This window comes from Tychonema sp. LEGE 07196 (assembly GCF_963890365.1).
GTDB lineage: Bacteria > Cyanobacteriota > Cyanobacteriia > Cyanobacteriales > Microcoleaceae > Microcoleus.
In genome coordinates, this window is sequence record NZ_CAWPRX010000097.1 from 14582 (window position 1) to 39178 (window position 24597).

At 46.7% G+C, this 24597-nt stretch carries 21 protein-coding genes; 5 read left to right on the plus strand and 16 right to left on the minus strand.

Annotation, left to right across the window (positions count from 1 at the left end):
* Nucleotides 1-233: 233 nt before the first annotated feature.
* From AACV78_RS11895 to AACV78_RS11910, 4 genes are all read right to left on the minus strand, one after another.
* Nucleotides 234-836: a hypothetical protein gene (locus AACV78_RS11895; RefSeq protein ID WP_194009004.1), complete on the minus strand. Its 603-nt coding sequence runs from the start codon at nt 834-836 to the stop codon at nt 234-236.
* A complete protein-coding gene (locus AACV78_RS11900; protein ID WP_194009003.1) occupies nt 833-1126 on the minus strand; it encodes a hypothetical protein in 294 nt (97 codons plus the stop codon). The genes AACV78_RS11895 and AACV78_RS11900 overlap by 4 nt, the downstream gene beginning before the upstream one ends.
* 401 nt (nt 1127-1527) lie before the next feature.
* A complete protein-coding gene (locus AACV78_RS11905) occupies nt 1528-2796 on the minus strand; it encodes a M16 family metallopeptidase (RefSeq protein ID WP_194009023.1) in 1269 nt (422 codons plus the stop codon).
* A 487-nt stretch (nt 2797-3283) separates the two neighbouring features.
* Nucleotides 3284-4549: a M16 family metallopeptidase gene (locus tag AACV78_RS11910; protein WP_194009002.1), complete on the minus strand. Its 1266-nt coding sequence runs from the start codon at nt 4547-4549 to the stop codon at nt 3284-3286.
* A 338-nt stretch (nt 4550-4887) separates the two neighbouring features.
* Between AACV78_RS11910 and AACV78_RS11915 the strand changes: the two genes are divergently transcribed.
* Complete coding sequence (locus AACV78_RS11915) at nt 4888-5916, plus strand: hemerythrin domain-containing protein (RefSeq protein WP_194009001.1); 1029 nt, start codon at nt 4888-4890, stop codon at nt 5914-5916.
* Between the two features lie 385 nt (nt 5917-6301).
* Here AACV78_RS11915 and AACV78_RS11920 read toward each other — a convergent pair whose 3' ends face one another.
* The 4 genes from AACV78_RS11920 to AACV78_RS11935 all read right to left on the minus strand — a co-directional run bounded on the left by AACV78_RS11920 (nt 6302) and on the right by AACV78_RS11935 (nt 12895).
* Complete coding sequence (locus AACV78_RS11920) at nt 6302-7162, minus strand: SDR family oxidoreductase (RefSeq protein ID WP_194009000.1); 861 nt, start codon at nt 7160-7162, stop codon at nt 6302-6304.
* 498 nt (nt 7163-7660) lie between these two features.
* Entirely contained in the window at nt 7661-10234 is a 2574-nt protein-coding gene (locus tag AACV78_RS11925) for an MSCRAMM family protein (protein ID WP_194008999.1), read from the minus strand.
* A 318-nt stretch (nt 10235-10552) separates the two neighbouring features.
* Nucleotides 10553-10747, minus strand: coding sequence for a hypothetical protein (locus AACV78_RS11930; protein ID WP_194008998.1), 195 nt, complete (start codon nt 10745-10747; stop codon nt 10553-10555).
* 147 nt (nt 10748-10894) lie between these two features.
* On the minus strand, nt 10895-12895 hold the full coding sequence (locus AACV78_RS11935; protein ID WP_228042200.1) for an SdrD B-like domain-containing protein: 2001 nt from the start codon (nt 12893-12895) through the stop codon (nt 10895-10897).
* Between the two features lie 223 nt (nt 12896-13118).
* Between AACV78_RS11935 and AACV78_RS11940 the strand changes: the two genes are divergently transcribed.
* The gene (locus AACV78_RS11940; RefSeq protein WP_194008997.1) at nt 13119-13805 is read left to right on the plus strand and encodes a peptidoglycan-binding domain-containing protein; all 687 of its coding nucleotides are present in this window, start codon (nt 13119-13121) and stop codon (nt 13803-13805) included.
* A gap of 226 nt (nt 13806-14031) precedes the next feature.
* Here the strand turns inward: AACV78_RS11940 and AACV78_RS11945 are convergent, their stop codons facing one another.
* On the minus strand, nt 14032-14259 hold the full coding sequence (locus AACV78_RS11945; protein ID WP_194008996.1) for a hypothetical protein: 228 nt from the start codon (nt 14257-14259) through the stop codon (nt 14032-14034).
* Nucleotides 14260-15147: 888 nt separating this feature from the next.
* The gene (locus tag AACV78_RS11950; protein ID WP_228042201.1) at nt 15148-16845 is read right to left on the minus strand and encodes a DUF1565 domain-containing protein; all 1698 of its coding nucleotides are present in this window, start codon (nt 16843-16845) and stop codon (nt 15148-15150) included.
* 402 nt (nt 16846-17247) lie between these two features.
* Here AACV78_RS11950 and AACV78_RS11955 point away from each other — a divergent pair, with 402 nt between their 5' ends.
* Nucleotides 17248-18330, plus strand: coding sequence for a thiamine phosphate synthase (locus tag AACV78_RS11955; RefSeq protein WP_194008995.1), 1083 nt, complete (start codon nt 17248-17250; stop codon nt 18328-18330).
* A gap of 180 nt (nt 18331-18510) precedes the next feature.
* Nucleotides 18511-18723: a sulfur carrier protein ThiS gene (gene thiS, locus AACV78_RS11960; protein ID WP_194009021.1), complete on the plus strand. Its 213-nt coding sequence runs from the start codon at nt 18511-18513 to the stop codon at nt 18721-18723.
* A gap of 237 nt (nt 18724-18960) precedes the next feature.
* Here thiS and rpmA read toward each other — a convergent pair whose 3' ends face one another.
* The 5 genes from rpmA to AACV78_RS11985 all read right to left on the minus strand — a co-directional run bounded on the left by rpmA (nt 18961) and on the right by AACV78_RS11985 (nt 22153).
* The gene (gene rpmA / locus AACV78_RS11965; RefSeq protein WP_194008994.1) at nt 18961-19257 is read right to left on the minus strand and encodes a 50S ribosomal protein L27; all 297 of its coding nucleotides are present in this window, start codon (nt 19255-19257) and stop codon (nt 18961-18963) included.
* Between the two features lie 27 nt (nt 19258-19284).
* The gene (gene rplU / locus AACV78_RS11970) at nt 19285-19677 is read right to left on the minus strand and encodes a 50S ribosomal protein L21 (protein WP_194008993.1); all 393 of its coding nucleotides are present in this window, start codon (nt 19675-19677) and stop codon (nt 19285-19287) included.
* A 355-nt stretch (nt 19678-20032) separates the two neighbouring features.
* The gene (locus AACV78_RS11975; RefSeq protein ID WP_194008992.1) at nt 20033-20248 is read right to left on the minus strand and encodes a hypothetical protein; all 216 of its coding nucleotides are present in this window, start codon (nt 20246-20248) and stop codon (nt 20033-20035) included.
* 337 nt (nt 20249-20585) lie between these two features.
* Nucleotides 20586-21098: a DUF3122 domain-containing protein gene (locus AACV78_RS11980; RefSeq protein WP_194008991.1), complete on the minus strand. Its 513-nt coding sequence runs from the start codon at nt 21096-21098 to the stop codon at nt 20586-20588.
* 110 nt (nt 21099-21208) lie between these two features.
* Nucleotides 21209-22153 (minus strand): hypothetical protein, encoded by a 945-nt coding sequence (locus AACV78_RS11985; RefSeq protein ID WP_194008990.1) that lies wholly within the window; start codon nt 22151-22153, stop codon nt 21209-21211.
* Between the two features lie 464 nt (nt 22154-22617).
* On the opposite strand from AACV78_RS11985, the gene AACV78_RS11990 reads away from it, so the two are divergent.
* Complete coding sequence (locus tag AACV78_RS11990) at nt 22618-24168, plus strand: NB-ARC domain-containing protein (protein ID WP_194008989.1); 1551 nt, start codon at nt 22618-22620, stop codon at nt 24166-24168.
* 15 nt (nt 24169-24183) lie between these two features.
* On the opposite strand, the gene petJ is transcribed toward AACV78_RS11990, so the two are convergent.
* Nucleotides 24184-24561, minus strand: a complete 378-nt coding sequence (gene petJ, locus AACV78_RS11995) for a cytochrome c6 PetJ (RefSeq protein ID WP_194008988.1) — start codon at nt 24559-24561, stop codon at nt 24184-24186.
* Between the last annotated feature and the right edge of the window lie 36 nt (nt 24562-24597).

Consider the following 24597-nt stretch of genomic DNA (forward strand, 5'->3'; position numbering starts at 1 on the left):
TATAGATTAGACCTGATGGGCCTGTATGTGATTTAGACCGATCGCGCACATTAAAGGTTCAATGGCAGCGTGCTGATTTTTTTATCGCTTTTATCGCTTTTAATGCTTGCGGGCGATCGTCCCAGAAATCAGTAGAATTCATCAGTTCAAAATTTTGGGCGATCGGCAAATCACCCAATCTGCCGCAGCCGAATCAACTTAAAAAGTTAAATACACAACTTGGGAGAATGTGACTACTCTAATCCAGATTTCTGCAACGCTTGTGCTAGCAAATCTACAACCTTTAGACATTCCCCCCATTCGTTTAAATAATTAAAATTTAGCCGATCGCCCTGTACCTTCACAACACCCAATACATCTTTCCACTGCCTCTTAAAAACAGCCCCATTCTGTTTGTAGAAACAGAGTTTTTGCAGAATGATATCTTCGGCTGAATAAATATAAATTCCTCGTTCCGATCCAGCACTCGTAACGTATAACTGGCGGCGGTTCATTACAGAAACCGAAAAAGGATCGTTATTACTCATTACAAAAAAATGAGCCTTTTCGATAGCAGGCAAATAAATCACATTAAAAGACGATTGGCGAGGTAAACTTTTAGATCTAAAAATTGCTTCAAATACCGCCGATTCGCTAATATAAAACTCGTCGGACATGGCACCGATTAGTTGTGGCGCTTGCTGTGGTAAAATATTAATTATCAAATCTAAATTTTTTGTAGCTCTGTTTTCTCCCAGCAAAGAACTTGCTACCGAGCCACCAACTAAATAGGAAATGCCTAACGGTTCCAGAATATCTGCTATTTTTCGCGCCAACCAAATTGGATTTTGAATCACGAAATCACCCAATTATAAGTATAAGATAAAATATTTATCCAATTAGAACCCAAGCGCAGTTTGATAAATTCCTGCCTTTTTAATACAGGAGTTGCACTATTGTACTGGCTTTCTATTCCCGATATTACTAGGCTTCGCACGGCTCGATTAAAGTTGATAGTGCGAGTTACTTTTTTTTGTGGAGTCAGCCGCTGCAACAGTTGAAACATCAGCACGTCGGCTTCTATGCTGGTGTCAAATGATTGCGGCTTGTACCCAGATTTGACTTGAGTTACTGGAATTAACATCATTTTGACAAATTGTTGCTACGGTTACTAATCGTATATGAATTATCTGTCAGAAGCATAAATTACCGGATACGGCAGTGCCGTGTCCCTACAGGTAAAAACCTCTAATTTATTTGGTGTAGCAAGGTTTTTTAAAATTGGTATAACATCATTTCTTTTGTGTAGTAAACTTATTGCATAAATTTTTTAACTGTCAAAAACCGCAGATAAACGCAGATAAACGCAGATATTTTTTAGATAAACTAATTCCCAGACTTTGCCTAAGAATTAATTTTACTTTTGAATAGTTAGGCTGGCTTGGAAGTTGAATATTTGAAGATTGGATAACAAACATTTAATGGAGGCAGATCCGGAGGCTCTGCATTACCAGGCTCTGCCTGGTAACGAGTAAAATCACAAATTTATCAACAAACAGCCATCACACCCAATTCCTGAATCGCCGCTTCCGGGCCCACCAGAGAAATATAAGGTTCGATGAAGTATTTCTTAGCAGCTTCCTGAGCTTGGGCCGTCGTAACTGCAGCAATTTCTGCTTGAAATTGCTCGTCAAATTTAATTCCCAATTCCAAAATTTCGTACCAGCCTAAAACTTGGGCAATTTGCGAATTAGTTTGTTTTCCTAAAGCATATTGACCGAGCATTTTATTCTTGCAATCTTGCAATTCTTCTTCGCTTAGTTGGGTGTTGGCTAGCCGATCGACCTCAGTACGCAATCCTTCAAAAGCTGTCACCGTATTTTCCGGTGCTGTACCCATGTACGCCACAAACTGAGCCGCGTCTAAGCGTGTCGCGTAGAGCGCGGAAACATCGTAAGCTAAGCCCCGTTTTTCCCGCAATTCCACAAACAACCGGCTCGACAAACCGTTACCCAAATAGGTATTGAGCAACTTAATTGCTGCGTAGTCGGGATTTTTTACCGAGGGTGCGAGGTAGCCGAGCAAAATCACTGATTGCTGGGTATCTTGCGCTTTAGCTACGGTTTGAGGGGAGGGCGTGAGGGGGGAGAAGTTTAAGGTGGGTAGGGGTGTTAAAGGTGCTTTCCAGTCTCCAAAAGTGCGATCGATCAGGGCGATCGCATCTTCGGTCGATATTCTGCCGGCTACAGAAATAACTACATTGTCGGGACGAAAATAGGTTTTGTGGAACTGTTCGAGATCGTTTCTGGTAAGCTTTGACATCGTAGCTTCCGTGCCCAAGGTAGAGAAAGCGTAGGGATGTTCTTTGTACATCGCCTGTCGCAATTGCTCGAAGGCGATCGCAAATGGCTGTTCTTGCTGCGATCGAATTGCTGATATGGCGATGCGGCGTTCGAGTTCGACTTCAGCTTCCGGGAAAGTGGGCGATCGCATTAATTCCGCCGCCAATTCCAAAATGTCTTGAAAATCGGCAGCAACCGTCTTCACACTGACTAAAAAATAATCTGTAGTCGAGTCTGTACCCAATCTCGCTCCCACCGATTCTACACGTTCGGCTATTTCCAGCGAAGAATGGCGATCGGTTCCCTTAGTCATTACCGCCGACAGCAAGTGACACAATCCTGCTTGTTCCGGCTGTACGCAGCGGCTACCGGCCCGCAGGAATATCCTAGCTGAAATAATATCTGCGGCAGGATTTTCTGCTGCTAAGACAACGATACCGTTATCTAAAATAGTGCGCTGGATTTCATTTTTCATCATTAATTTAGTTGATAATTGGGAATTGGGAATGTGTAATTGGGAAAAAGATAAGTTGGAATTACTCGATCGGCATTTTGCTATTTTCCATTTGGATCTTTTGACGATGGCGACTTACGCACGGGTGCTCAGAAACCGGGTTTTTCACGAAAAGACGCGCTGTAGTTCACAGATGAAGTAAAAAAACCAGTTTCTTTGATAGTGGTGCGTTCCAGACTGATGCTGTCAGACCGGCTAGGGTTGGACGCACAATATCTAAATGTAACAAAATCTACTCGCTCCGGCTGCGCCGCCAGCGCAAAAAACCCCGGACAAACGAACATCTATCCGGTACAAAAGATATTAGACCTCTTTGGCAAAATCGGAAAATACCCTGAAATCATCTGGGTGAATCAGTGTTTATCTGTTTGATATCTGCGGTTTGTCGATCGAGTCCGTGACTTCTCCTGTGAAATCTGAAGTCTATTGATATTCACTTGCTTAACAATCAAACAGGCTTGAGCACCACAGCCGCGTAGCGACGGGGAGATAAATATTGTTGAGCTAGGCGTTGCAGGTCTAATGGCTTAAATGCTTGAATCGTGGTGGGATAGCTGAGCGCTAATTCGGCAGTGGCGATCGTACTGTAATATCCGTAAAGACCGGCTAACTGTCCCGGCGTTTCGATCGAAAAAGCGAAGTCATTGCACAGCAAACGCTTACAGCGCATCAGTTCTGCCTCCGAAACCGGCTCCGATTGCAATTCCCAAAGCCGATCGCAAATCCGAGATTCCACCTGTTCGATATCATCCGCTTCCAAGACTGCACTAATAGTAAACAAACTAGATTCCCGTTGTAGCGAGAAAGAGCTTTCTATCGCCTCTACCAATTGTAATTCTTCGCGCAGTTCCCTGACCAAACGCGAAGTCCGCCCGTCTGCGAGCAACACTGAGAGCAAATCCAAGCCGCAAGCATTTTGCAACTGTTCAACTCCCGGCCCAGTCCAGGCCATCATCAGCCGCCCTTGTTCCAGTCGGGGGATGCGGAGTTCCTGACGGCGGATTTCTACCAGTGGCGGTTCCGCTTCTGCTGCAAATTTGGGACATTCCCACGGATCGGAAAATCGATCGAATGCTTTCTCTGTGATGTCTCTGGCTTGTTGTTCATCAATTCCCCCGACTATCACCACAGTCATATTATCCGGCTGATAGTGCCACCGATGAAAACACCGCATTTCGTGGGGAGTTCGCGACATCAGCAACTCTTCGGTTCCTAGTACCGATCGCCTGTAGGGATGTCGCTGGTAAACTGTTTCCATCATTGCTTGGAAACCCAGCCAATCGGGACTATCTTGAGCTTGGCGGATTTCTTCGAGCACCACGTCTCGTTCGCGATCGAATTCTGCATCGGGAATCCCAGCGCGCAGCAGCAATTCTGCCAGTGGCTGCGCCGTTTCTGCTAAATAATCAGCCGCAGCGTTGACGAAAAAATGGGCGTAGTCGTGACTTGTCGCTGCATTGGCGACACCGCCGCGATTTTCGATTACCCGGTCAAATTCTCCAGGGGCGATCGAATCCGTCCCTTTAAATATCATGTGTTCGAGAAAATGAGCCATTCCCGACCAAGCATCGGTTTCCCGCGTAGCGCCAGCCCTCACCCACACGTCTAGCGCAACCACAGGTGTGGCCGGCATCCGTTGGTGAATGACCGTTAACCCATTGTGCAGCTTCCAGACATTGGCTGGGAACTCTAAAGCAGCGAGCAGTTGAGACAAGCTAGTTATTCTTAAACTTTAGTTAACTTCGGCTGCAACTATCGTAGCGCTTTACTGATTTGCGATCTGGATTAATTGATACAAAACTCAGTTGACTGTTGACTGTTGGCTGTTGGCTGTTGGCTGTTGACTGTTGGCTGCTATTAAGGGTAATTTTGGCTTTTTTTAAAACGACCTTAGCCTTAAGCTGTTACCATTTTTTGGTTTAAAAGTCAATAGGTTGCGCGGGATATTAATGAATCAGTCGGGAGAAAGAGGAAGCGATCGGAATATTCCAATAAATTAAAAGATATAAGAACACGAAAGAACACTAAAGACATCGAGAGGAGAAACGACAGATGGTAGCTACCTTAGAAGATACCAAGCGCCAAGCGATCGCAACTAAATTAGCAGACATGAAAGCAGTGCAAAATCTGCTGATTGCTAACGAACAATTGTTCATCAATGCCTGCAACGATTCCGAACTGTGCGATCGCTTCCGCGATATGCTCGAAGACGATCGCAAAAACTTGGGCGTACTGGAAACTACGATCGTCCAATACGGGGTTCAAAGCGAACCGAAAGAAACCACCACAAAAATGATCGAAGCAGTTCAGAAACTAATGAAAGGTTCTGAACTCACAATGTTTGAAAAAGTCGGTCAGCACGAACTGCTCAAACACCAACAAACAATGGCCGGGATGTTAGTTCACAAAGCCGCTCAAGTAGTCGGCGCAGACATCGAAGCAGCCATTACTCCCCTCAACACAGTTAACTTTGAAAACCGCGCTCACCAAGAACAACTCAAAGGAGTTCTCGAAATTTTGGGCGTGCGCGAACTCACCGGAAAAGACCCCGACCAAGGCGTTTGGGCTCGCGTCCAAGATGCTGTAGCTGCTATGAGCGGCATCATCGGCGGTGCAGTTACCCGCACCAAAGATGAGATGAACATCGTCGAAATCATCACAATGGATCACCGCAAAGTCGATACCCTATTTATGGAAATCGAAAAAACCGACGATCCTCAAAAACTGCAAGAATTCTTCGGTCAAATTTACAAAGACCTCAGCGTTCACGCAGAAGCCGAAGAACAAATTGTTTATCCTGCAGTTCGCAGCTACTACACCGATACCCAAGAACTGTACGACGAGCAAGCCGAAATGAAGCAGATGCTCGCCAAAATTAAGGCTATGAACCCCAGTTCGGCAGATTTCAAAGCCCAAATCAAACAGCTCAAAACAGCGGTTCAGGATCACGTCAAGCAAGAAGAAGGCGATATGTTCCCTCAAATTCGCCGCAACCTGAGCGAAGCCCAAATGGAACAAATGGCTACTCAATTCAAAGAAGCCAAAAGCAAGCTCCAGCAAGAAATGGCTAAGAAGAGCTAATTTAGCAGTCCGCTAATTTCTACTCTGGCAAAACTAGAGAATAGCTAAACTGCAACCTATCAATCCCGCCACCTTGGTAGCGGGATTACTGTTTTTTGTAACCTTATAAATCTTCACAAACTAATATTAAATCTATTCGCATCGGAATTATTTATATATCTCTTCTCTAAATCTCCGTGAATCCGCGTTCATCAATTGTCATCTGCGGTTGCAAAATTATCTTTTTTTAACCGCAGATACCAGCAGATAAACACAGATTAACGCAGATTATAGGTAACGCGGTTGTGGGGGGAGGGTTTATTTAGATTCTGAGTTGCAGTCAGAGATTGTGAGTGAAAGTCCCCCCCACAAAATGCGGTTATTTATAAATTAACTCGCGACAAATCTATCCGTTAATCACAGAGCCGCCGTTGGGGTGCAAAATTTGACCCGTCATGTAAGACGAATCTTTTGAAGCTAAAAAGACGTAACAGGGAGCAACTTCATCGGGTTGACCGGGCCGTCCCAAGGGCGTGTCTGCACCAAATTTCGCAACTTTTTCTTCCGGGAAAGTTGCAGGAATTAGAGGTGTCCAAATCGGGCCGGGGGCGACTCCGTTGACGCGAATTCCTTTCTCAGCTAAACTTTGAGACAAAGAGCGGGTAAAGGCAACAATTGCTCCTTTTGTGGAGGAGTAATCTAGCAATTGTTGGTTGCCTTTGTAGGCGGTGACTGAGGTAGTGTTGATAATTACACTTCCTTCTTTGAGGTGTTTTAGAGCCGCTTTTGTCAGGTAAAACATTGAGAAAATGTTGGTGCGGAAGGTGCGCTCTAATTGTTCGGCGGTGATGTCTTCGATGCTTTCTTGGGGATGCTGTTCGGCGGCGTTGTTGACGAGGATGTCGAGGTGGCCGAATTCTTTCACTGTTTGTTCTACAAGGTTTTGACAGACGCTTTCTTCGCCGATGTCGCCGGCGATCGCCATACAGCGGCGGCCGAGTTGTTCGATCGCCCCTTTAGTCTTGTTAGCATCTCCATCTTCGTTGAGATAGCCGATCGCCACGTCCGCCCCTTCCTTAGCAAATGCCATAGCCACCGCGCGCCCGATACCGCTGTCTCCGCCGGTAATTAAGGCTACTTTGCCGCGCAGTTTGTCGCTGCCGCGATACTCGGAGGCAAAGGATTCAGGTTGCGGAGTCATTTGAGCTTCGATGCCCGGTTGCTGTTCTTGATGTTGAGCCGGATTGGTTTGTTGTTGAGCTGGCATAACATATTCCTCTCAGTTCTACCTTCATAAATAAAGGTTTTTTCGAGGTAGCGAATCCTTCTTTTTGCCGATCGCACTCTACTACTAAAGACAGTTTGGGCGATCGGCACCCGCTTGTGAGGCTCTTGACTAGCACCCAGTCGCGATTTCCGTAGGGACTCGGGTCACCAACAATACCGACCCATAATTGAAAATCTCAAAAAGCCTTGCCAAGCCTGGATATTGCCGTAGTTCGATCGGACTTGATATCATACCAAATCCGGGTAACGTACCTCCTTTACGATCGGGCGGTTGAAACCGCATCTACACAAACGATGTCGGCAGAATGCCGACTGGTTCACAAAGGGTATCCAAAACCCGGACTTAATATAAATCCTAAAGGTATTTATTCAACAACTCCTAACAAAGCAAACTGCACCCCAAAATTATATTTTGACGTGCAGTTTAAACCAACTAGCTGCTAATTGCTGAGTCTGAAACTAAAGACTCAAACTAACCTTAAAACAGCGGAGTCGAAGTTGGAGCGCCCAACATTAATTTAGGTTCATCAAGCTTCTGAGCTTCTAAAAACGATACGATCGAAGCTTCCGCCGCGTCTTTCAAAGCGTTGAAGTCAATAAAGCTACTTACGCCAGCAGTTTCAGGAGCGAGCAAGCTATCAACACTGCTGGCTTGCACCACAGCGGAACCGCCACCGTTAGTCAAAGGATCGGTGCTAGCAGCCGCAACACCCGTATCGCCAGTCAGCAAATCGATGCTTTGACCGACTCTTTGCGGAGTTGCCGCTGGTAGAGGCACCGAAGGCGAAGTATTGGGGCCTGGCACGTCAAAGCTAACAGGATTGGGCCCGGTTGCGATCGGGAACGGGTTGGGAACACTCGGATCGAAGACTTCCAAAACCGAGTAGGCAGCCGGGAACAAATTGGGAAATAGAGCAATCCCGTTAGCATCCGTTCTTACCAGAGGTTCAGTTGCCGGATCGTAGCGGCCGTTCTTGTTCAAATCCAGAGTAAATGGGATATCGACCAGGGGCGGTTCGCCTGAATCTTGTATGCCGTTGCGGTTGTCGTCTCGGAATTTAGGAACCCGTAGGTCATAGGTGCGAGAGTTGCCAATCAAAGCGCAGGTAAAAGTTTGATTGGGCCCCAGAACAATATTCAGCGCTGGAGTAGTCTGGAAGAAACCAGGAGGAGGTACTTCTCGAAGGTTGTAAGTACCGGGAGTCAAATTGTTGAACGCAAAGCGACCAAACTGATCGGTAACGGTAGTGGGTTCCCCTGCATCCAAAGCACCGTTGTTATTGGTATCGAGATAGATGCTAACGTTGGGAATCGCCGGTTCATTTCCGTCTCGATAGCTGTTGAGGTTAAAGTCCTCGAATTTGCAACCGGTGATGTTGCTGTTCGGCGTGTTGGCAAAAGTAACGTTAGCGTCCTGAGTGCTCAGAGTCACGGGAACGGCAACAGATGTAGAAGGCGAGAAACCAGCCGGTACGACTTCTCGCACGGTGTAACTGCCCGTCGCCAAGTTGGTAAATGCTCCTCTTCCTTGGGCATTAGTCTGTATTTGTTGTTCTCCGGTGTCAGCAACCCCATTATTGTTGGTGTCGATGAAGACGTTAACACCGCTAAGAGGTGCTTCACCCTGAATTGGCTCGTAGCGACCGTTTCCGTTCAGGTCATTGTATTTGAATACAGTGATATTAGGTCGAGTGTTGCCCACACCAGCATTCGTTCCAGCGCCAGTATTAGCTCCCACAGGAGTAAAGGTAAGTGCCGGTGAGGGGTTAGTCGCTGGGAAAGCCAAAGGCGTGTTCGCAAAAATCGGTCGTACACCCGTGACTGCAATAGAAGGTTCCCCTGGCTGTTGGATGCCGTCTAAGTTGTTGTCTACGAATTTAGGGTCGTTTGGTTTCAGCGTATAGCTTGAGTCTGCTACTAACAGCGGTTGCTCTCTGCTGATCGAGGCCTGGAACCGTGCCTGCGGGCCTGGTGCAGAAACCAAAGCGGGGTTGGGAGTGGTTGATACAGGAGCATTGAGATTGCCGGGGGGAATGTTAGGCCCACCTACTTCGCTCAGAGAGGTTCTGGGAAAAACTTCCAAAACTGAATAATTGGCCGCTCGCAAATTTTTAAAAGTAGCCACTCCGTTGGCATCGGTGATGGCAACTGGTTCAGCGGCGGGTCCATCCCAGCGACCGTTCCCGTTCAAATCTAAAATGAAGGGTACGTTAGGAATGGGGGATTCCAAAACTCCACTGACCACATTTCGCGTGCCGCTGCGGTCTAGATCCCGAAATTTGTTAATTTCAATTTGATAGAGCGGAGTGTCACCAACTTGAGCGCAGGAAAAGGTTTGGCCGGCGGCTACCGTTACGTCGAGTACGGGAATGTTGTTGGGTGGGGTGCTTTGGGGGAAATCTTGTGTTTCTAAAGGTTCTGCAGTCGGACTGTTAAGTCTTAGTCCGTTTGCATCAACTTGTGATGCGATCCGTTCTTCCCGAACTTTGTAGGTTCCGGGCGCTACGTCAAACAACCACTCACCATTTTTGTCTGTTAGGGTGTTGGGTTCGCCTGCATCGCGTTGGCCGTTGCCATTTATATCAAGATATATCCTGACATTTTTAATGCCCGGTTCATTCCCGTCTCGAAAGCCGTCGCCATTTACGTCTAGGTATTTGCATCCAACGATCCGGCTGCCCACAACTTGGGTGTTGCCAAAGAAAACGTTGGCGTTTGTGTTTCCAACAGTTACAGCGAGGGGATTGGGAGTCGTACTACGGAAACCTGCGGGTACTGTGGTTTCTGTGAGTACGTAGTTGCCGGGAACAAGATTGATGAATGAGAACGATCCGTTGGCGTTTGTCAGTACGGAGACATCCCCTGCATCTAATGTGCCGTTGCTGCCGACCGCAGGTTCGAGGAGAATCGGGACGTTTGCCAGACCCGGTTCATTTGCCTGTCTGATCCCATCCGCATTCAAGTCATTGAACTTGATCCCTAAAATTGCCGGGCCTGCATTCCCAACCTGTAATTGCTGGGCAATCCGCTCTTCGTTAGTTAAATCTGCCATGATTTCTCTCCTTCACACCTAAATCCACGTTAATTACAGACTACTGTATGGGTTTGTCAATAGCTGAGTAGCTTTTGCTAGTCGCTGACAATTGCCACTCGATTTTACATACGTCTGCGCTTGAGGTAATGTTCCCCATCTCACACAACAATGCCTCAAGCTTTGTCGCTGGCAAGTATATCAGGTTTTGAAGAACCCTGGCAATTTGAGGGCAACCTCTTCAAGATTTGCACGCCTTCTGTGTCCCTACGTACTTGCTGTTTCGAGCTTTAAAAAGGCTAAGACTTAGTGTTCTCCCCGATATCTAGTCAGGCTGAATCATTCAGGTTTGTCAAGGTTCGCTGTGAAGAGGCGATCGCAGCCTCTGGGATTGCCAACCTGAACAAACTTTAGACCGATCGAGCGATCGGACTCGAACTGACTTGCTTTGCCTGGAAATATGTCGGTCGGCGTTGGGGAACTGCCTGATAGTTTCTCACTCACGATCGATCCTACAGCCTCTGAATCTTGCATCCAATATACAAGCCTGCTTCGGAGTTGCCGGAACTCAGGCTTGAGTGTTGGAGGTTGCCAACAATACGGTATCACGCGATCGCCCTTTAACCACTTCCTGATTTTGATCTGCTGTTTGGCATTCCGGCGATCGAGCTTTTTTTCACCCTACATCACCGACAAATCTCTCGCACCCGACGGCACGAAAGAGTTTCCGAGATTCCAATTAATTAATTCGTTTTTATTGACAAATTCACCCACTTGTGCATTTAGCTCCCGACCGACATTCTGTTGCACCAAGTTAGGAAGATTGCCTAAACTCGCCGCTTGTCGATCGACCAAAAAATCACTAATTGGATAAATAGCACGACCAGCGCTCGAAAGCAAGTTATCCGCCGGCATCAAACCCTCCGGTTCCGCCCCCGCAGAGTTGCCCCCATCCGTCAGCGAGTCGCCATTCAAAGATTTAGCCGATCGACCCTCAGCCTCTCCCGTCAGCAAATCGATGCTGCTAGCCCGAACATCTGACGAGACAACAACCACCGCAGGCGGAGTCGTTTGAATGAAGCCCGGAGGCTGAACTTCCCGGATTACGTAACTACCTACCGGAACGTTGCGGAAACTGTAATTCCCCTGACTGTCGCTCAAGGTACTCGCTTCGCCCGGATCTAGACTGCTGTTGTTGTTGAGGTCGATGTAAATTTGGGTATTGGCGATCGGCGGTTCCCCGGCATCGAGGCGACCGTTGGCATTAAAATCGTTAAATTTCACACCGCTAATCGTCCCCGTTACCAACACGTTACCAAAGCTGAGGTTAGTCGCATTTGTGCCGTTACCCACGGTAATCGGAGTCGGACTTGGCGTAGTTTGTCGAAAACCCGGCTGCGGGACTTCCCTCACGAAATAAGTGCCTTGGGGCAAGTTGATAAAAGAGAAATTGCCTTGGGGGTTGGTTAAAGTCGAAGGTTCATTGGGATCGGGAGCGTTGTTGTTGTTGAGGTCGATGTAAATCGGCCAGTTGGCAACTCTCGGTTCCGTCGGTTCGTTGATACCGTTAGCGTTGAGGTCGTTGAACTTGAAACCGCTGATGCTGCCGGTGGGGAAATTGTTGCCGAAGTTGACGCCGACAGCGTTAGTGTTGCCCGTAATGTCGATCGCCCCTGGATTTGGCGTAGTCTGAACCCATCCGGGCTGCTGAACTTCCCTCACCAAATAGCGGCCGGGGGAAACATTGCCAAAAGTGTAGTTACCTTGTGGGTTAGTGATGGTATTCGGTTCGCCCGGATCGAGGCTGTTGTTGCCGTTGAGGTCGAGATAAATTTGCCAGTTAGCCAGAGGCGGGTCAGTCGCGTCTCGGATGCTGTTGGCATTCAGGTCATTGTACTTAATACCGCTGATGCTGCCGACAAAAAAGACATTGCCAAAATTGACGTTGTTGATATTGGCATTGGAAGTAACGTTAATCGGGCCAGGGTCGGGCGTAGTTTGGCGAAAACCCGGTTGCTGGACTTCTCTCACCAAATATGTATCTGCGGGAATATTGACAAAAGCGTAATTGCCTTGAAAGTTTGTCAAGGTAACAGGTTCGCCGCCGTCTAGCCTGTTGTTGCGGTTGAGGTCGAGATAAATTTGCCAGTTTGCTAGGGGCTGTTCCCCTGGGTCTTGGCTGCCGTTGCTGTTGATGTCGTTGAATTTTGTCCCGGCGATCGTCCCGGCGTTGAAGTTGTTGCCAAAATTAATATTGCCAGCAAAAGTCCCGCTGTTAATCGTGATGGGCGCGGGATTGGGCGTAGTTTGGCGAAAGTTCGGCTGCTGGACTTCCCTAACTTGGTAAGTCCCAGGCGGCAGGTTGGCGAAGGTGTAGTTGCCTTGGGCGTTGGTGACGGTGGAAGGTTCGTTAAAGTCAAGTCGATCGTTGTTGTTGAGGTCGAGGTAGATTTGCCAGTTAGGAATTGGCACTTCTGGGAGATCCGGGCGGCCGTTGGCGTTGAAGTCGTTGTATTTATTGCCGCTGATGCTGCCGACTTGGAAGTTGCCGATGTTGACATTGCCGATGTCTATTTGGCTGGCGGTTCTGGTGGGGATGCTGGATTCGGTCATGGTGTTGCTGTGGCCCAATGAACGCAATTCAATGTTTGCTCTACGGCAATCTAGCAGTTTTTTTGCCAATTGCAGCTATTTCAGGGGATTAATTTTTCGATCGGAGGGAAGCGCTGAGAATCAAAAATGCCCGATGCCCGATGCCCTGCGCGGGCCGATGCCCTGCGCGGGCCGATGCCCTGCGCGGGCCGATGCCCTGCGCGGGCCCATCCCTCCGCAACGCTAGAGTCCAATTTTTGCCAGATTTGATGTACGATCGCCAAGAGTTGTGCAGACAGAGGTCGAATTTTCCATGTCCCGAAACCAGACAGCACGCTGGAATGAAGCTCGCGAGGTTCTGAGTTGGCCCCTAGGCTGGGGTTTGTGCGGTTTTTTGGCAATAAGTTCGATCGCCTCTACTCCTGCTGCTGCACAGCTACCGGCCTCCGAACCCGCTAACAATAATAGCCCGATCGCCCAAACAGCCCAAACAGGCGCGATCGTCCGTCCGGCAATCAAATTGGGCAGCCGCGGCTCGGAAGTGCGCGAACTTCAAGCTGCTCTTGCGTTGTTGGGATTTTACGCTGACAGTGTAGACGGGATTTTCTCGCAAAGCACCGCTAAAGCTGTGTCTCAGTTCCAGGAAGCAGCAGGCATCGCCCCAGACGGTATTGTCGGTCAAGATACTTGGAACCGGCTGTTTCCTGCGACTCCTGGGGCGATCGAAAGCCCGATCGCCAACAATCCTGCAACGGCAGAAAACTCAGAGATTAACCCACAACCGCAGCCCACCAATTTTCCGGTTTTGAGAAGAAGGATGCGGGGCCCGGCGGTTAGAGATTTGCAAGAACGACTGCGGGCGAAGGGATTTTTGCGCGTTAGTGCTGACGGCGTGTTCGGGCCGGAAACTCAAGCTGCTGTCAAGGCTGCTCAGCTACAATATCAACTACCAGCAGACGGCATTGTCGGCCGCGCTACTTGGGAAGCTCTGCTGCGCTGAAAGCCAGCAAATACTGTCGGATATAGCATTTCTCATAAAGATGAGGTGCCGCTGGGCATAGGGCATGGGCCCGCGCAGGGCATGGGCCCGCGCAGGGCATGGGCCCGCGCAGGGCATTGGGCATTGGCCCGCGCAGGGCATCGGGCATTGGCCCGCGCAGGGCATTGGGCATACCTCACGACGGTTGACAACCGCTATATGCACGTTGCGCGATCCTCTTCTAGGGCTAACGGGCGATCGTACAAATTGTTAAGTCCATTAACCTAATTAAACATACAGTATGGATCGCTAAAAAGCCTGCTGTATATACCTTCTTCCTTCTTCCCTCTTCCTTCTTCCCTCTTCCCTCTTCCCTCTTCCTTCTTCCCTCTTCCCTCTTCCCTCTTCCTTCTTCCTTCTTCCTTCTTCCTTCTTCCTTAAAAAGTGTCAAGTTTAGTAAAGAAAGTATTGTCATGGCGGAAGTTGGTGTTATGTTAAATACATGAGGGGCAGAACCAAGAAGCAAAAAAAACTTGGATAAAAAATTTGAAATTAGAGTATTTGTCCCGATCGACTCTAGTTCGCAGGCAATGCCTGAATCGTATAGTTTATTAGCAAAGACAAGGTTGATCTTGCGATCGAGATTTGTGAAATAGCTTGAGGCGATTTGAGAAATCGAATGTCAACAAGTTAGAATGGCGATCGCGCAGTCAAACACAGAAGTCTGCATAGGCTCCGCTATTAGCTATATCGCCCGCAGAGCAGTTGCCAAAAAGTACACCTTAGTAGTAGTTTTGCTGGATTTCAGCACAGCTAAAAACCCACTTGAATCAATTTAACTCACAAATGTTTTAGGGTCTGGCATCCGATATGCTAGGCCCTAAAATTTTGCGTGCAGTTGTTTGTTGTCAGTTGGCAGTTGGCAGTTGGTGGTTGGCAGTTGGTGGTTGGCAGTTGGTGGTTGGCATTAGCTAATAAGCTGTTGCGGCATTTAAACTGTATATCAAAAAACAATAAAACAATGAGTGGGGTGTCCCGCCCGCCCTGAATATGCAATGTTTATTTGCGCCACACGCTACAGCTTATTAATAATATCGTTTCCGGCTGCATCGTCAGGTGATAAATTAGAGGGCAATTCATGAATGATTTTTACAAATCACCACCTCTGTCGGTGCAATTTTAAGTTGTTCGATTCACAGTCAACAGCGTCGCCCGCTCGCGTAGTCGAAGGGTCAACAGTCAACAGTCAACAGTTAACAGTCAACATCATGAGGAATGCAACCGAATTGATATAACAACAAACAACTGCCAACTGCCAACTGACAACAAACAACTGACAACAAACACCTGCAAACTGCCCATTTCATTTAATATCTTCAATGCGAGCATTCAAACCGTTAACGGTGAGAATTTGGAGCAATTCGTCAGCTTTTTCGCGCTCCCGAAAAGCACCGGCTTGCATTACCGATCGCCCGTTGGTAAAAGTCCGAAAAGCATCGGGAACCAAGGAGAGTATTTTTTGTCTGTCGCCGGAACTCTGGGCATCCACCACAACTCGATACCGGAAACCCAAAGCAATAGCTCGATCGAATGACGGCGAATTCTCCAAACCTGCTACAGAATTCCCCCCTAAAATAGCAGGTACGTAGCCGCCCCTCCCTAGAGGAATGTTGCGGCCAGGAACCGGCAATTTACCCTCGGAAGAAACCGAACTAGAACTATCAAAATTGGGCGAAATTATTGGTTGCTCTACTGAACTTTCTCGAACAGATCTAGCATCGGGATCTGGTACGGGAATTGCGATCGCCCCTGGAACAATCGATGCAGCAGTGGCATTTATCGGAGCAATTTCTGGCCGCAACTGAGGGTTAGACGACCTTATGGAAACAGGCTGTGGTGGCGCAATTAGCGCTCTTTCAACTCGGGGAGTTAACCGCCCCGGATTGTAAACAGGGAGAGAAGTTTCAGGGCCGCCAATACTCGCAGATCGATCGGACGTTAGCAGCAAACCACGGCCCGCAATAGGCGCAGGCGGGCTAAAAGTTCCAGCCACATCTACCGAACCCGTCGTGCGATTGCTCAACAATTGATTGCCGTAAGCTGGGATTACTTGACCTTTCGCCGCATTGTTAACATCGTACTGACCGTTGTTGCGAATGACATTGCCTCCCGGTTCGGCCGCAGTTCCCAAATCCGGCAGAGCTCGGGCGATCGCCACAATTCCGTCCCGCTTGTTACCTTCGATATAATTGTTACGCAGCACCGGTCTAGCATCAGCTTGCACCACTACGCCGTCCTTATTCCGAGTAATTTTGTTACCGATCAGCAAAGGCGAGGCGTTCTGCGCTACATTCACGCCAAATCCAGTGTCTTCAAACACATTATCTCGAACTTCCGGCCGGGAACTGCCAAAAATCGTAATCCCGTTAGCTCCATTTTTCGAGAAAACATTGCCGCCAATCGTCGGCCTTCCAGTTCCCACTACCGAAATCCCGTCGTGAGTGCTCCCCGAAAAAGTATTGTTGACAACCGTCGGAGAACTCGATTCGATCCACAAAGCGTAACCGCGATAGTTGGTATTTGTCACTGTCACCCCGCTGAGTCCCGCCCCGTCTGCGCCTAAAATTGCGATGTTTTGACCCGCCGAAGTCGGGCTGAGGAATTCTCCTCCGCCTTTGATCACAATATTCTGGCCGCGAGTGTTGGGATTTCCCTGTACCGTCACGTTTGACCTGAGCATTAATGGAAATTTTTCGCCGCTTTGAGCGCTGTAAGTACCGGGCGCTAGTAAAATTGCTGTTTTGGGCGGGGCTACGCTTAAGGCGTAAGTGAGGGTTTTGAATGGCGATCGATCGCTCCCGTTACCTCCTGTGTCGCTACCGCCGCTAGAACTCACGTAGAGTATGTTAATGTTGCTTTCTGGCGCTTGAGAAAGAAGCTGCACCGGGGGGATACCCGCAGCGATAACTGAGGCTTGAGGGCTATAAAAAGCTGTGCTGGCAAAGACGAGCAGCAAGCAAGAACTTAAAGCTTTCCTTGGCGATGGCGTTGGGCCCGGCAAGCTACGATTTTCTTTGCACTCGCTCTGTTTTGAATTTAGGAACATAAAAAAACACAATTTATCTTTGAGTCAAATTTCGCATTCCCTGTTTCGTGTCTGGTTTTGGCGATCGCAGTTGAATTTCACCCGCCTGCTGGCGTTTTCTGCTGTTAATGTTTTGTTTTACTGTGCGTCAACCTCACGGCTCTCCTCCAAGTGTGGTATGCAGGTTAACGATTCCACTTCTATACGAGTTTGATCTATTATGCTTTGTTTTTTTGAAATTCCCTAAAACTTAAAAATTTGTCAAATTTAGATCCGTTGATGCGAAAATTAGGTCGGTCGCTTTTGCCACAATCTTGACGGTGTGGGAGAATGTAGCAGTTTGAAAGGTAGGATTAATTTTAATTAAGGTGGTTCTGAATGACCGAGAAACAAAACAGAACTTTACCGGCACAGCCGGCCCTCTGCCGGATTTTAGATGCAAATCTAGACCGCGCGCGCGAAGGGTTGAGAATTATTGAAGAATGGTGCAGGTTTGGTCTTAACAATGCCGAAAAGGCCCTGGCGTGCAAGCAACTGCGTCAGGAATTGGCGGCTTGGCACACGGCCGAATTACGCAGCGCTAGGGATACGCCTGCAGATCCGGGGACGGAGTTGACTCACCCGCAGGAAGAGCAGCGATCGAGCATTCAGCAGCTACTGGAGGCGAATTTCTGTCGGGTGGAAGAAGCTCTGCGGGTACTGGAAGAGTACGGCAAAGTTTACGATCCAAATATGGGCAAGGCTTTTAAGCAGATGCGCTATCGGGTGTATACTCTCGAAAGCGATTTGCTGGCTTACCGGCGCTACCAGCAGTTACTTCGATCGCACTTATATCTGGTAACTTCGCCCCGAGACAATTTGTTACAAGTCGTGGAAGCTGCTTTGCAAGGCGGGCTGACTTTGGTGCAGTACCGCGACAAAACCTCTGACGATGCGGTAAGGTTGGCCAACGCGCGGCAGATGAGCGAACTTTGTCACCGCTACGATGCTTTGTTGATTGTGAACGATCGCGTGGATTTGGCGATCGCAGTGGATGCCGACGGCGTACACTTAGGGCAGCAAGATTTGCCTGTAGCCGAAGCGCGCAGGTTGCTCGGCCCGGGACGGATTATCGGCTGTTCGACTACCAATGGCGAGGAAATGCAGCGAGCTATTGATGCGGGAGCCGACTATATTGGAGTTGGGCCTGTCTACGAAACTCCCACCAAAGCAAATAAGCCGGCGGCGGGTTTGGACTATGTGCGGTATGCTGCTGATAAGTCGCCTGTTCCTTGGTTTGCGATCGGCTCAATTGATATCAACAACCTCGATCAAGTATTGAATGCTGGAGCTCAAAGGGTTGCCGTAGTGCGATCGATTATGGAAGCAGAACAGCCTACTTTAGTCACGCAGTTTTTGATCTCGCAGTTGATTCGGATGCAGAATCTGAAAGCCCAGAAAGCTTTGCAAAGGACAAGCTAAGTTTATTAGCTTAGTTGATTAGCAATTTGTCGGGCGGGTTTCGTATACCGATATAACCCGTCTGAGTTCGGGTTTTGTCTTACTTTCTGGCGGTTCAAACCGGCGAGTCTTTTCAATTCAAGCGTATTGAAATATAATTTTGGTACCGAGGCAGCTCTAAAAACTGATAATATTTAAATGATGACAAATCAAATTGCGCTGGAAGTTAACGGAGAAAAACGCAATTGTGCGATCGACACACCGTTACCAAAATTACTAGAACAACTAGGATTAAACCCGCGCTTAATAGCTGTGGAGTACAACGGCGAAATCCTGCACAAACAATTTTGGGAAACCACAAACATCCAAGAGGGTGACATCCTAGAAGTAGTCACAATCGTCGGAGGAGGCTAGCCACAAAGCGAGCGAATCATATCAAATCCCTTGGCATCCAAATGATTCATCTCTCTCTTCTCTTCCTCTGCGGCCTCTGCGGTTAAATCATTCCGAATTTCTCACAAAAATTTTCTACCAAACATGACATCCCCGACTTCTTTAAGAAGTCGAGGATATGGGTATATTGAGATATGAAATCAGGAAACATATCCCCAATTATATACGTTCCCAGGCAAAACCCAGGAACGCATAAAATTAAACTGCGACAGCTTCAGCCACAGCTTCAGTCGCCGCTGCAACCACAGGATAAACACTGAGTTTCTTGCGAGTTTTGCCCTTTCTTTCAAAAGTCACAACACCATCAACCAAAGCAAACAAAGTATCATCTCTGCCGATACCAACATTATTACCGGGGTGAACTTTCGTGCCGCGTTGACGAATCAAAATGTTGCCAGCTTTGACAACTTGACCGCCGTACTTTTTGACACCAAGACGCTGGGAATTAGAGTCGCGTCCGTTACGTGTGCTGCCTGTACCTTTCTTATGGGCCATAATGTCCTCAACTTTATTTACTATTGTTTATTCTGATTCAATTTCGCCAGTTTGGGGAGTTTCCACAACTGCTTGAGACAAATCTCTCGCGGCCAAAACAACACCATTGACTGTAATAGAGTCAATCATAAACCGAGTTGTTTCTTGGCGGTGTCCTTTTTTCTTCCGAGTTTTCTTTTTCGGCTTCATCTTGTAGACGAGGACTTTGCGGCCCCGGAAATGCCGCAGCACAGTTCCTTCGACTGTGGCATTTTCTACTAGAGGCTGACCGATATGAACGTCGTCTTCGTGCTGGATCAGAAATACTTTGTCAATGGTGACTTGTGATTCAGCTTCCACGTGAAGCAGTTCGATGTCGTAGAAGCGGCCCGGTTCTACTCGAAATTGTTTGCCGCCGGTCTCAATAATTGCGTAGGTCATGGGATAGTCGTTGGGTTTGCCGTACAGGTAGCTGGTTAGTCATTGGTCATTAGTCATGGACTTTTGACGGCTGCTCTCCAGCTTTTGGAATGTCTCGACCTGATCCGAGCAGGATTTAGACAGACAATCTACAATTATTGTTGATTTGGGTATTTTTGTCAAGTTCTGCCGTGCGCGAGATTTTCTAATTAGGTAGTCTTGCACGCAAAGGCGGTCATAAACCGGGTTCTTTTACGAAAAGGCGCGTTTTCACCCAAGGTAAGGATAAAAAACCCGGTTTCTTTGGTCTTAATGTCGCGAACTGTTAGGGATAAAAACAGAAGATGCTGAACATTTTTATCCAATTTATCCAAATTCAAGCAGTCGCAGAACATCTGCTACTTCGTAACAATTCTAAAGCCTGATGTCTTACCCTGCCTTCCATCACCTCTTTTTGTAAAGTAATAAAAGCCTCAAAATCTTCTAAACCGTACTTAGTCATCTGCAACTGCTGTCGCAACATTTCTTCTGCCTCAACCGTTAAATAACCTGTTTTTAAAGCTTTTTGGACAATGGTACTGATTAAAGTCATAGTAGATTCACCCTGCAGGCACGCACGTAAACAGTGGAGTTTTGTCACCAGACTAACTCAGATTTTAGTTTGTTTCCCCGATCGCCCTTCAAATAGGTCAAATCTACCTTAAGGCATATTTTAATCTATCGATTTGTCAGTGGAGAATTGTATCAATTTTTACTCAAAAATGCGATTCAATTGATGATTTAACAGCTATTCTTGAAACTCAAGCTACACATAAGCAGTGTAGGATACTTTGAAAAAAACTGGCAATCCGTTGCCGTGCCTAGGAATCATCTAATTTTAAAAAATGATATTAAATTTAAAAATGTAGCACAATTTATTGTCACAGGCATTAGTTGGTTTCTAACAACAGCCGCCATTCTCTGACAGCAAAGGGAGGAACCAGCAACGCAGCTTTTTTTTCACCTTTCACAGGCAAGTTCAACCGCAAAGGCTGATTACTTTCGACTTGTGTAATGATTGATTTAAAATCATATTCTCCGACATTAATCGGCAAATCCGACTCGCTCCAAATATCATTAGCCATGCCCATTGCGCGACTTCCCGCAGCCACATTCAGCGGCACAGGGTGCTGCAATTCTGTTCCTGGAAACCCTACCAATCTCAGATTAAAAGAGTTTACTACTCCCGACTTTACTCGTTTGTACAAAACAACTTGCCACGCTTTGTCATCAGTATCGCGCAAGCTTTGTACGGAACGAAACATTACTCTGTCGCCCGCTTCTGGATACTTGTGAATCGAGGCAAAAGCGGGCGGGCTGAGAGTTAAGGTTAGTAGATACAAACACAAGCTAATGATTGTTAAAGCCTTGAAAAAGGAAGGTTTTTTACTGAGATTGTTCATAGGATGACCAAAATATCGCTTATTACCCAAAAGTTTAATACATAAAAAAGTAGGATGCGTGCGACGCGCCCTACTACTCATTTTAAACCTAGATGAATCCAACTGCCTGCTTAGGCAGGAGGAAGAGCATAAAAAGCAACTCCCTCATCCCGGAAATCTGACCTCCCCTGTACCGCCCGTCGCTGCTCTGCGCTTGCGGTGAAAAAGTGTGTAATATTTTGCGAATTTTCCCGTTCCCTCGCCAGGTTGGTAAAACGATAGACGGGTATTGCACCCGGAACAGCCGTGCTATATGAATTGAAAACCTCCCCCTGATCGCGGAACTGGGGTAAGGTGCGAACAAAGCTTATCTCACCAGGTTTATTCGTAAAGAAATAGGTTCCTGATGCCGTATTTAAGAAGCGTTGAACCTGTGCGTTACCGCCATTTGGAGCAATAAATTCATCGCCTTCACTCTGGAAACGAGCAGGGTTGGTTAGTCGGTCACTTTTCTCGATCGGGTCTGTAGTATAAAAATGCCCTCCTGCCGTCTTGTCAAAGAAACGCGCGACGGGAACGCCACTACTGCCTCCTGGATTTACAGGCGCACCTGTTATAGGGTCATTCAAGGTGACATTGCCACTGGGAGTTGAAACCTGTAATGTGAAAGGCTGAGGAAGTTCGTTTAACGTATTATAGCTAGTCACGCGGACTACATAGTCCACACCAGGCACACTTGTAAGCGGGTTAGAAGCACCATTGGAGTATATGGTACCAAAACCCGGTATTTTTGGGTTTGGGAAGCCGCCGCTATCATCATCCTGAGCAACAAGAAGACCCCTCGTATCAGCGAGATTCGCACCCGTGCTGTCTTTGGGTACCTGAAAGACTTGCACGTAAGGGTCGAAGCCAGTGCTTAGATCTTTAAAAAGATCAATTGATATAGGCTGATTAACTAAATCTACTTTTAAAAGGTAATCTTTAGCGCGAGTTCTTGCCGAACCATCGTTAGGATTAGGAGTCGGGATATCCTTGTCAGTTGTAGTTAACTGATTTGTCACTTGAACTGATGCCATTTAAGCTGTCCTCTTAACTTTTTTGATAGCAGGTGTTATAAAATACTGCCTTCTACATTTATAAAACACTCAAGACTGATAAGTTACCTAAGAGCTATTAGTATTTTTATTAGGTATTTTTGTGAAAAGTATACCAACGCGGGAATTAATTTTATTTTAAATAAATTTAACAATTTATGTAAAACATTGTCTGACATCAGTAAAACCCACATTCCGCACCCTACGGTGTCACACAGCATAATTACTTATAAAAATCAATTTTGCAAGTAAAAAGTTATATATTATTAGAAAAATATTTTTTATCTACGGTATATCAGTATAATTTATAGCTTGAGGGTTCGATAAAAATAAGTAAAAACCGACTGCGACAGTTGAGGGTGCGGAATGTGGGAGAAGAATACACAAAAAGTTAGTGCCTTAAGCAGATAAAATTGTAAATAATTATAAATAATTATAAAGATACCATGACACACCTAAATAAACCCTTACACATATCAGAACAGAAGTTTATAGAGGCTGCGGCTTGCTGGAATCTCGAACAGTTATATGCAGACTTGACAGCAGCCAAACAAGAGTACGCTAGCAGTACAAAGCAGCGACTCACTCCTTTAGAAAAAACTTACCTGCGAGGATTGCTTTGCAATTATAGTCCCCCGGAAATTGCCACCGCACTCCACCGCGAATGCGCCGGTATTAGAGTAGACTTATCGAGAGGGCTGTATCGCTACATAGAAGTTTTGACGCTCCAACAACCCAAAGACTGGAGAGAAATCCCCAGTCTCCTAGAAATATTTGGTTATAAACAAAAGGGGAATGTAGAAACATTACATCCTACATTGATAAGTTATATCCAAACTCCCCAAACTCCCATTGAAAATCAAACTGAATGGGGGATGTTGGCTGATACGTCTATTTTCTACGGGCGCGCAACAGAACTTGCTAACTTAGAGCAATATATTTTACAAGAAAACTGTCGTTTAGTTGCTATCTTGGGTATGGAGGGCATTGGCAAAACTTCTTTAGCATCTAAGCTAACAGATGCGATTAAACACCAGTTTGACAGATTAATTTGGCTCAACCTAAGTCATGCACCTCTATTGGCAGATACTTTAGTAAATTTGATCGAATTCTTATCAGACAAACCACTAAGCGGTTTAGATAAATTGCGGTTAATTGCTCGCGATCGGGAAAAAAAAGTTTTTCTTCAAGCTGCGGTCGCTCTCAAAGAGCGACCGCAGCTTGAATTTTATCTAGAAAAACTAATCGCTTCTACAACTGCAACAGAACAGACAATCATCACTGATGGTATCCAGCGGTTGATTCAGTGTTTACAAAAGCGTCGATGCCTAATAATTTTAGATGAGTGGGAAGCTGTTTTCAGCATTGAGCAGTTAACAGGAAATTATCGAGAAGGATATCAAGTATATGGGGAATTTATGAAACAAGTAGCAAAATCGCAGCATCAAAGTTGCTTGCTGTTGACTAGCTGCGAAAAGCCTAAAGAAATTGCAGCGTTAGAAGGTCAAAATCAAGCTGTACGGTCATTAAAATTGGGTGGTTTGGGAGAGGCGGCTGTGGAAATCCTTAAAAACAAGGGTTTGTCTGAAGAATGTGAATACTCAGAACTGATAGAAGCATACAGCGGCAATCCTTTAGCGTTAAAAATAGTCACAACAACTATTAAGGATATGTTTGGCGGCAGCATTGCTAATTTTTTAAGAAATGGGCTGTTGCTGGGAGATTATAGCGATACGTTATCTCGGCAGTTTGATCGCTTATCATCCTTAGAAATCCAGCTATTGCACTGCATGGCGAAAGAAGTCAAGCCTGTTGATATTGAAAAATTGTGTTCAAATATTCAGCAAGATCGGGACTCGGATTTTTTTAAGACGTTGGAATCGCTTTTCAGGCGATCGCTAATTGAAACAGTCCCAGCAGAAACTGAAACCCTGTTCGCGCTTCAACCTGCGATCAAGAAATATCTGATGTCTGTAGCAAGATTGTCTAAGCCATAAATAATAACCGAGGTTCTATTTCCAATCGGTTTCAGCTTGGGATAGCACGTAGGCTGAAACATCGATAATTTGTTGTTCCGACAAACGATCTTTGTAAGCGGGCATAATACCTTTGCCGTTGCTTACTAAGTTGGAAATATTGGCGATGGAATCCATGTCATATTTTTTTAAGGCTTTTTGTTTCAAGTTTTTGCCGCGCCTGATAATGTTGCTGCCGTTGATGTGACAGGCGGCACAGTTGGCGCTGAAGACTTCGGCGGCGGTGGCAGTTTCGGGAGTTGTAGCTGGATCTGCGATCGCGATTTGGGAATTAGTAGCGATTCCTACAAATGCCAGTGTCAGTATTAATACAAAGGCGGTGAAGCTTTTTTTAAAATTATTTAGAGAAATCATCTATTTGCAATTTGAAAAATAGTGCTGGATTTCATG

Excerpts from the sequence above, each read along its gene's own strand:
- AACV78_RS11990 (WP_194008989.1), top strand. The coding sequence starts at position 22,618 with ATGACACACCTAAATAAACCCTTACACATATCAGAACAGAAGTTTATA.
- AACV78_RS11920 (WP_194009000.1), bottom strand. The coding sequence starts at position 7,162 with ATGCCAGCTCAACAACAAACCAATCCGGCTCAACATCAAGAACAGCAA.
- AACV78_RS11905 (WP_194009023.1), bottom strand. The coding sequence starts at position 2,796 with ATGAAAAATGAAATCCAGCGCACTATTTTAGATAACGGTATCGTTGTC.
- AACV78_RS11915 (WP_194009001.1), top strand. The coding sequence starts at position 4,888 with ATGGTAGCTACCTTAGAAGATACCAAGCGCCAAGCGATCGCAACTAAA.
- AACV78_RS11975 (WP_194008992.1), bottom strand. The coding sequence starts at position 20,248 with ATGACTTTAATCAGTACCATTGTCCAAAAAGCTTTAAAAACAGGTTAT.
- rpmA (WP_194008994.1), bottom strand. The coding sequence starts at position 19,257 with ATGGCCCATAAGAAAGGTACAGGCAGCACACGTAACGGACGCGACTCT.
- AACV78_RS11925 (WP_194008999.1), bottom strand. The coding sequence starts at position 10,234 with ATGGCAGATTTAACTAACGAAGAGCGGATTGCCCAGCAATTACAGGTT.
- AACV78_RS11980 (WP_194008991.1), bottom strand. The coding sequence starts at position 21,098 with ATGAACAATCTCAGTAAAAAACCTTCCTTTTTCAAGGCTTTAACAATC.
- AACV78_RS11930 (WP_194008998.1), bottom strand. The coding sequence starts at position 10,747 with ATGCAAGATTCAGAGGCTGTAGGATCGATCGTGAGTGAGAAACTATCA.
- AACV78_RS11955 (WP_194008995.1), top strand. The coding sequence starts at position 17,248 with ATGACCGAGAAACAAAACAGAACTTTACCGGCACAGCCGGCCCTCTGC.
- AACV78_RS11945 (WP_194008996.1), bottom strand. The coding sequence starts at position 14,259 with ATGACAATACTTTCTTTACTAAACTTGACACTTTTTAAGGAAGAAGGA.
- rplU (WP_194008993.1), bottom strand. The coding sequence starts at position 19,677 with ATGACCTACGCAATTATTGAGACCGGCGGCAAACAATTTCGAGTAGAA.
- AACV78_RS11985 (WP_194008990.1), bottom strand. The coding sequence starts at position 22,153 with ATGGCATCAGTTCAAGTGACAAATCAGTTAACTACAACTGACAAGGAT.
- thiS (WP_194009021.1), top strand. The coding sequence starts at position 18,511 with ATGACAAATCAAATTGCGCTGGAAGTTAACGGAGAAAAACGCAATTGT.
- AACV78_RS11900 (WP_194009003.1), bottom strand. The coding sequence starts at position 1,126 with ATGATGTTAATTCCAGTAACTCAAGTCAAATCTGGGTACAAGCCGCAA.
- petJ (WP_194008988.1), bottom strand. The coding sequence starts at position 24,561 with ATGATTTCTCTAAATAATTTTAAAAAAAGCTTCACCGCCTTTGTATTA.
- AACV78_RS11940 (WP_194008997.1), top strand. The coding sequence starts at position 13,119 with ATGTCCCGAAACCAGACAGCACGCTGGAATGAAGCTCGCGAGGTTCTG.